The 7,179-nt window shown below is 73.4% G+C and carries 7 protein-coding genes; 5 read left to right on the top strand and 2 right to left on the bottom strand.

The features are described from left to right. Positions 1-375, top strand: a 375-nt coding sequence (locus tag E1267_RS41520; protein ID WP_220449925.1) for a DUF4870 domain-containing protein, incomplete at its 5' end; no start/stop codon positions are given. On the opposite strand, the gene hemW is transcribed toward E1267_RS41520, so the two are convergent. After that, positions 372-1,592, bottom strand: a complete 1,221-nt coding sequence (gene hemW / locus E1267_RS41525) for a radical SAM family heme chaperone HemW (protein ID WP_132341459.1) — start codon at positions 1,590-1,592, stop codon at positions 372-374. The two genes, E1267_RS41520 and hemW, sit on opposite strands and share 4 nt — an antisense overlap. A 139-nt stretch (positions 1,593-1,731) precedes the next feature. On the opposite strand from hemW, the gene E1267_RS41530 reads away from it, so the two are divergent. Both E1267_RS41530 and E1267_RS41535 read left to right on the top strand, forming a co-directional pair. Next, positions 1,732-2,355 (top strand): transcriptional regulator, encoded by a 624-nt coding sequence (locus E1267_RS41530; RefSeq protein WP_132341461.1) that lies wholly within the window; start codon positions 1,732-1,734, stop codon positions 2,353-2,355. Continuing rightward, on the top strand, positions 2,352-3,980 hold the full coding sequence (locus tag E1267_RS41535) for a pyruvate, phosphate dikinase (protein WP_132341463.1): 1,629 nt from the start codon (positions 2,352-2,354) through the stop codon (positions 3,978-3,980). Before E1267_RS41530 ends, E1267_RS41535 begins: the two co-directional genes overlap by 4 nt. A gap of 416 nt (positions 3,981-4,396) precedes the next feature. On the opposite strand, the gene E1267_RS41545 is transcribed toward E1267_RS41535, so the two are convergent. Then, entirely contained in the window at positions 4,397-4,708 is a 312-nt protein-coding gene (locus E1267_RS41545) for a hypothetical protein (RefSeq protein ID WP_132341465.1), read from the bottom strand. 138 nt (positions 4,709-4,846) lie between these two features. On the opposite strand from E1267_RS41545, the gene ccmA reads away from it, so the two are divergent. Beyond that, positions 4,847-5,470, top strand: coding sequence for a heme ABC exporter ATP-binding protein CcmA (ccmA, locus tag E1267_RS41550; RefSeq protein WP_132341466.1), 624 nt, complete (start codon positions 4,847-4,849; stop codon positions 5,468-5,470). Continuing rightward, positions 5,467-7,014 (top strand): DUF6297 family protein, encoded by a 1,548-nt coding sequence (locus tag E1267_RS41555; RefSeq protein ID WP_132341468.1) that lies wholly within the window; start codon positions 5,467-5,469, stop codon positions 7,012-7,014. Before ccmA ends, E1267_RS41555 begins: the two co-directional genes overlap by 4 nt. The last annotated feature ends 165 nt before the right edge of the window (positions 7,015-7,179 follow it).

Consider the following 7,179-nt stretch of genomic DNA (forward strand, 5'->3'; position numbering starts at 1 on the left):
GGCTACCCCGGCGCCCCTCACGAACCGTACGTACCGGGCCGTTTCGGCCCCCGCCCGGGCACCGACGACGCGACGCTGGCGATGATCGCGCACCTTCTGGGCCTGCTGGCGTCCTGGGTCGGCCCGCTGGTCATCTACCTCATGAAGAAGGACGAGGCGCCGTACGTACGCGACCAGGCGGCGGAGGCGCTCAACTTCCAGATCACGATGTTCATCGGCTATCTCATCTCGAGCATCCTGATGATCGTCTTCGTCGGCATCCTGCTGCTGCCGGTGGTCTGGATCGTGTCGTTGATCTTCCACATCCAGGCGGCCATGGCCACGAACAAGGGGCAGATGTACCGCTATCCGTTCGCCATCCGCATGATCACCTAGACGAGCAGGTCCCTGATGAGGGCGTCGGCGAGCAGGCGTCCCTGGAGCGTCAGCACCATCTGCCCCGACCTGAACGCCGCCGGTTCGAGCAGCCCCCGCGCCAGCGCGCTCGCCACGGTGGGACGCGCGCCGGGCGCGACCTCGGCGAGCGGGTAGCCGGAGGCCAGTCGCAGCTCCAGCATCAGGCGTTCGGCCTCGCGGTCGCCGGTGTCCAGCACCTCGCGGGCGTGCGCCGGCGAGGCGCCGCCGGCCAGCCGCTGGGCGTAGGCGGCCGGGTGTTTGACGTTCCACCAGCGGGTGCCGCCGACGTGGCTGTGCGCGCCGGGGCCGGCGGCCCACCAGTCGCCGCCGGTCCAGTAGAGCAGGTTGTGCCGGCAGCGCGCCGCGTCGGAGCCGGCCCAGTTGGACACCTCGTACCAGCGCAGACCTGCCTGCGACAGCATCTCGTCGGCGATCAGGTAGCGGTCGGCGGCCACGTCGTCGTCGGGCATGGGCAGCTCGCCCCGCCGGATCCTGGCCGCGAGCCTGGTGCCCTCCTCGACGATCAGGGAGTAGGCCGACACGTGGTCGGGCCCGGCCTCGATCGCCGCGGTCAGGGTGGCCCGCCAGTCGTCGTCGGACTCGCCGGGCGTGCTGTAGATCAGGTCGAGGTTGACGTGCTCGAACCCGGCGGCCCGCGCCTCGCGTACGGCCTCGGCCGCCCGCCCCGGCGTGTGCCCGCGTTCCAGCACCCGCAACACGTGCTCGCGTGCGCTCTGCATGCCGAAGCTGATCCGGTTGAACCCGCTGTGGCGGAGTTTGTCGAGACAGGACGGGTCGACGGACTCGGGGTTGGCCTCGGTCGTCACCTCGGCCCCCGGCCGCAACCCGAACTCCGAGCCGATCGCGCCCAGGATCCTGGCCAGGTCTTCGGGAGGTAGCAGGGTGGGTGTGCCCCCGCCGAAGAACACCGTCTCCACCGGCAGCTCCGCCGGGCCGAGCACGCGGCGCGCGAGCCGGATCTCCTCGACGACCGTGTCGGCGTAGTCGCGGCGGGAGGCGCCGGGGCCGAGCTCGTCGGCGGTGTAGGTGTTGAAGTCACAGTAGCCGCAGCGCGTCACGCAGAACGGCACGTGCACGTAGAAGCCGAACGGACGCTCGCCGAGCGTGCTCAGGGCACCGGCGGGCAGCTCGCCCGTGGCGGGCGCGGGATCGCCGTCAGGCAGGGTGGATGGCACGCCTCCAGTCTGCCCGCTCCGGGTGAGTGCTCCGGCTTCGAATGGCGTCATCATTTGGATTGTGTCAACATTTGGCCATGCCATGGAGAGTTACCGTACGCACCCAGCAGGCGCACCCCAGGTCGCGGAGGACGGCGCCATGACCCTGCCCCGACCTCACCGCACCGGGATGCCGGTGCTCCACGCCCTGCGCTGCGCCGGTCATGCCGGCCTCGCCCGGGTGAGCGCGGTCACCGGCCTGGACGAGTCCGAGGCCGAGTCCGAGCTGATCGATCTCGCGGTCGCCGGTCTCGTCACGCATCTGGCCGACGGGTTCGACGTGTGGGGCCTGACGGAGGCCGGCCGGGTCGCGGACGCCGAGTGGATCGCCGGCGAGCTGGAAGCGGGTGGCGCACGCCCCGCCGTCGCCGCCGCCTACGAACGATTTCTCGTGCTCAACCCGGAACTGCTCGATCTCTGCACGGCCTGGCAGCTGAGGCGGATCGACGGCGTCATGGTCGTCAACGACCACGACGACCCGGCGTACGACACCCGCGTCCTCGGCCGGTTCGCCGACTTCGACCGCAGAGCCGCGCTCGTCTGCGCCGAGCTGGCCGCGGCGCTGCCGCGTTTCGGCCGCTACCGAACCCGCCTGGCCGAAGCCCTCGACCGCGCGCACTCGGGCGAACTGGAATATGTGGCCAACCACGTCGCGTCGTCGTACCACATCGTGTGGGCCCAGCTTCACGAAGACCTGCTCGCGACGCTCGGGATCCCCCGGTGAGGTGGATCCGGACACTCTCCGCGCGGACCGAGGAGGGCCCGCAGACCCTGGGGGCCAAGGCGCACGGCCTCGTGACGCTGCACCGGCTGGGGTTGCCGGTGCCCGCCGGGTTCGTCGTCACCGTCGAGGCGTGCCGGGAGTTCATGCGTGCGGGCCGGCTTCCCGGCGGTCTCGACCAGGAGCTCACGATCGCCATGGCCGGGCTGGAGGCCGCCACCGGGCGCAGGTTCGGCGGAACCCGGACGCCGCTGACCGTGTCGGTACGCTCCGGGGCGAGGGTGTCGATGCCCGGCATGATGAACACCGTTCTGAACCTCGGCCTCACGCCCGAGGCCGCGACGGCTTTGGCGGCCGAGACCGGCGACCCCGAGTTCGCCGCGAACGCGCGGTTGCGGTTCCTGACGAGCTTCGCGTCCGCGATCATGCCGGACGCTCCTGCGGGCTCCGGCGCGGCAGCGGGGCGGCCGAGCCTGGACGCGGTGCCCACGACCTCCGGCTCGGCAGGGGGGCGGCCGAGCCTTGACAGGGCCGCGGAACTCGTACGGCGACGAGGCGGCCGGACGGTCCCGGACGACGCCGCCGGGCAGCTTGGCCCGGCGATCGAGACCGTCTTCTCGTCGTGGGACTCACCGCGCGCACGAACGTACCGCGACCTGCACGGCATCCCGCACGACCTCGGCACGGCCGTGATCGTGCAGGCGATGGTGTACGGGAACCGCGACGACCACAGCGGCACGGGGGTCGCCTTCAGCCGTGACCCCAACACCGGGGAGAACGTCCCGTTCGGCGACGTCATGTTCGGTCACCAGGGCGAGGACGTCGTCTCGGGCCGATCGGCGCCCCGGCCCCTGCACGAGCTCGCCGGCGGGGAACCGGCCGTGTGGTCCGCCCTGGCGGAGGCGCTGAACCGCGTCGAGGGGCATTACCGCGACGCGTGCTACGTCGAGTTCACCTTCGAGTCCGGCGAGTTGTGGTTGTTGCAGGCGCGGCCCGCCCGGCTGGCCGGAGGCGCCGCCGTACGCGTCGCGACCGACCTCGCCGACGAGCGCTTGATCACCCGGCGCGAAGCGCTGCTCAGGGTCTCGCCGCACCATCTGCGGCACGTACGCACGCCCCGCATCGCGGTATCGGCGCGGGCCGACATCCTGGCCCGTGGGCTCGGAGCCTGCCCGGGAGTCGCGGCCGGCCAGGTGGCGACCACGACGGAGGCGGCAGTGCGCATGGCCGCCGACGGCCCGGTCGTCCTGGTGCGCCCGGAGACGTCTCCGTACGACATGCGCGGCCTGGCCGCCGCCGCGGGGATCGTCACGGCGCGCGGCGGGCCGGCCAGCCACGCCGCAGTCGTCGCACGGGCGATGGGCAAACCCGCCGTCGTCGGCGTCACCGGCCTCGTCGTCGACGCCGCCTCACTGACCGCCGATGGGCGTACCGTCACCGAGGGCACCCCCGTCACCATCGACGGGACCAGCGGCGAGGTCGCTCTCGGCAGTCCTGCCGTCTCCACCGGCACGGCCGACGCCCACCTGCGACGGCTGCTCGCATGGGCGGACGACGTGTCCGGCGACCACTCCGAGCGCGATGAGTCCGATCGCCTCAGCGCCGCCCACGCCGCCCTACGCCACTAGCGCGCTCACGGAAGCCGCCCGGCCCGCACCACCTCCTTCGGCCGGATCTCCACGCGACTCACGGCCGGACGCGTCCGCGTCGTATCCGTCGAAGAACCCCGCCCACTCCGGCGGTATCCCGTCCGGCACATGCGGCACGTGGTCGACCAGCTCGGCCGCCTCCCGCACAGGAACCCCGGGCAGGCGTTCACCCATGATCTCCGCCGAGCGCGCCGCCCGGGGCAGCGGCGAGTGCCACACCGCGTCGACCGGCAAAGCGGGCGAGGCGCTCGGCCACCAGCTCCGACTGCCGCTCCCCCGCCTCGGTCAGCCTGCCGAAGGGATCGGGCCGCTCCGTGCCTCACCACGTCCAGATGCCGCGTCGCCATCGCAACCCTCCATTCGGATGCCATGGACATCCCGATATCCACGACATCCTATGACTGCTCACCGGCGGACACGCCGGGATTGAGCTGCGACTCCCCGTCGAACCCCGCCAGCTGCAACAACGTCTCCAGCGCCGCCTGCCTGGCCTCCTCGACCGAGTCACCGCGCTCGCCGAAACACTCGGCGGCCACGTCGAGCACCGCCGCCAACACGGCCGCGTCGGGATAGGGCACGTCGACCAGGACCGTGCCGTCGCCCCCCTCCTCCGGCGAGCTCAGGTGGTGCCGCAGCAGCCTGCGGGTCTCCTCCGCCACAGCGACCCCCAGCACCGCAGCGCGCTCGAACCGCTCAGAAGCGATCACGTCACCCTCCTATCGCACAAGTGTTCGGCTACTGAAGGTAGAGGGCGCCACCGACAGAATCCCTTACGCACGCGGCGATCCCGCCCTGCGCACTCCCGCCGCTTCGCACGGCGCGCGCGAGTTGGTTACCCTCGAACGGTGTACGAACCGATCATCGAAGTGGCCGGCCTCGCGGTTGATCTGGGCGCCAATCCCGTGCTGCGGGACGTTCGGCTGACCGTGTCACCGGGCGAGATCGTGGCGGTGGTCGGGCCCAACGGTTGCGGAAAGTCGACGCTGCTCCGCTGCCTGACCGGCCTCCAGCCCGCCACGTCGGGCGAGATCCGGATGTTCGGGGAGCCGCCGGCCGACAACGCGCGCTTCTGGAGCCGGGTGGCGCTGCTGGGCGACGAGCCGGCCTGGTATCCGGGGCTCACCGCGCGCGAGCACCTTGAGCTGATGGGCGCGGTGCACGCCACTCCCCGCATGACCGTTGACGCGGCGCTCGACGTGTTCGCCCTGACGGAGCGCGCCGACGCGGTCCCGCTCAACCTGTCCACCGGCCAGCGCCAGCGCCTGTGCCTCGCCGCCACACTGCTCCGGCCGAGCACCCTGCTCCTCCTCGACGAGCCGGAACGCGGGCTCGACGCCGCCTTCCGTTCCCGCCTGGCCGGGCTGCTCGGCGACTACGCGGCCGGAGGCGGCACCGTCGTCATGGCCACGCACGACGAAGGTCTTGCCGCGCACGCCCGCCAGGTCTTCCCGTCAGGAGTCACCGCGTGACGCGCCCGCACATGCCCCCGACATCCGGGTCCGCGGCCGGCGTGCGGCCGGTACGCGCCTACCTGCGCTCGCGCGGCCACGCCCCCGTCAGCCTCACCGACCGGTACGTCACCATGGTGCAGCTCGCGGTCCTGGCCGCCGTGGCCGGTCAGCCCGTCGCCACCATGATCGGCGACCTGGCCGGGCCGGCCGATCCCGCGCGTACGGGCGCCGGCGTGGCGCTGGTGGCGCTGGCCATGACGGCTTTCCTGGTCGCCGCCAGGGCGGCGGGCCCGGTGCTGCTGCCCGCCCCCGACGCGGCCTGGCTGCTGCTCTCCCCGCTCAATCGGGGGCACGTGCTCGGCCGCACCGCGCGGGCGCTCCTCGTGGTCGCGGTCGTGGCCGGCCTCGTGCTGGGGCTGGGCGTGCTGGCCGTGCTGGGCGCTCCCGACCAGCTCATGTGGCGACTGCTCGCCGCGCTGGCGCTCGGCGTCTCTGCGACCGTGGGCGGGATGGCGCTGGCGGTGCTCGGCCAGGCGTCGCAGTCGTGGCAGGTCTGGCTGACCGTCGCGATCGCCGGGCTGGTGGTGCTGGCCGTGGTGGCCATGAGCGGGCACCTGCGTTCGGCGATGGCGGTCGCGGCGGCCGCGCCGCTGTCCGTCGTCGCGACCGTCGCCGCGGGCGGCGTCGTGCTCTCCGCCCTGCTGGCACGTCAGGCGTGGGCGGCGCTCGGCCGGATCCCCGCCCGCACCCTGGTCAGCGCCTCCACCCGCGCGGGCCACGTGAGCAACGCGGCCACCACGCTCGACCCCGGCGCGCTCACCTGGATCGCCGAGGACAACCACTGGCGTGCAAGGAAGCTCGCATCGCGCCGCTGGCCGTCGATGCCCGCGCCGTTCGCCCTGGCCTGGCACGACTGGCTCCGCCTGGCCCGCAGGCCCAGGCGGCTCGCGGCCATGGCGGCGGCGGCCGCGCTGCCCGCCGTGCTGGCCCAGGCGGGCCTCGCGCCCACGGCGTTGTGGGCTGCCGTGCTGGCGGGAGGGCTGGCCGCGGCCTGCACCGGTGTGTCCGGGGCGCGCAGGGACAACGACAACCCGGTCATGGCACGGCTGATGGGGGTGGCCAGGCGCCCGGCGCTGGCGGCCCGGGCCGTGCTTCCGATGGTGCTGAGCGGCTCGTGGACGATCCTGGCCCTGGCCGGGCTCGCGCTGGCCGGCGGATCCGGAACGCAGGCCGCGGCCCTGGCGGGCCCCGCCGCCGGAGGGGTGTGGTGGCTGCTCGGGCCGCTGGCCGCTCCGGCGCTCGCCGCCGGAGCGCTGCGGATGGCCAGGCGCAGCCCGGTTGACCATTCCATGCCGGTCCTCGACACCCCGGGCGGCGCGATCCCCACCGGGCCGCTGATCTGGGCGGTCACGGGCGCGGACCTGGCCCTGGCCGGATGCCTGCCCGCGCTGTCGGCGCCGCTGGTCCCCCCGGGCGCCTTCGGCGCCGTCCTGGCGGCCCAGGGCGTGGCCGGCGTGCTGGTTCTGCTGGGTTATGTGCTGCGTGCCGGCAGGGCGGGCTGACCGGCGCTCAGGCGACGTAGACGTCGCTGGGCACTCCACCGTACGGGATCGTACGGTCCTTGTGCATGCCCGCTTTCTCCGCCACCTTCCGCGACGGCTCGTTGACCTCGCGGATCACGGCCACGACCGGGCCGCCCAGCGCCTCCCCCACCCGCAGCGCCGCCC

The organism is Nonomuraea longispora (genome assembly GCF_004348345.1).
Classification (GTDB): Bacteria; Actinomycetota; Actinomycetes; order Streptosporangiales; family Streptosporangiaceae; genus Nonomuraea; species Nonomuraea longispora.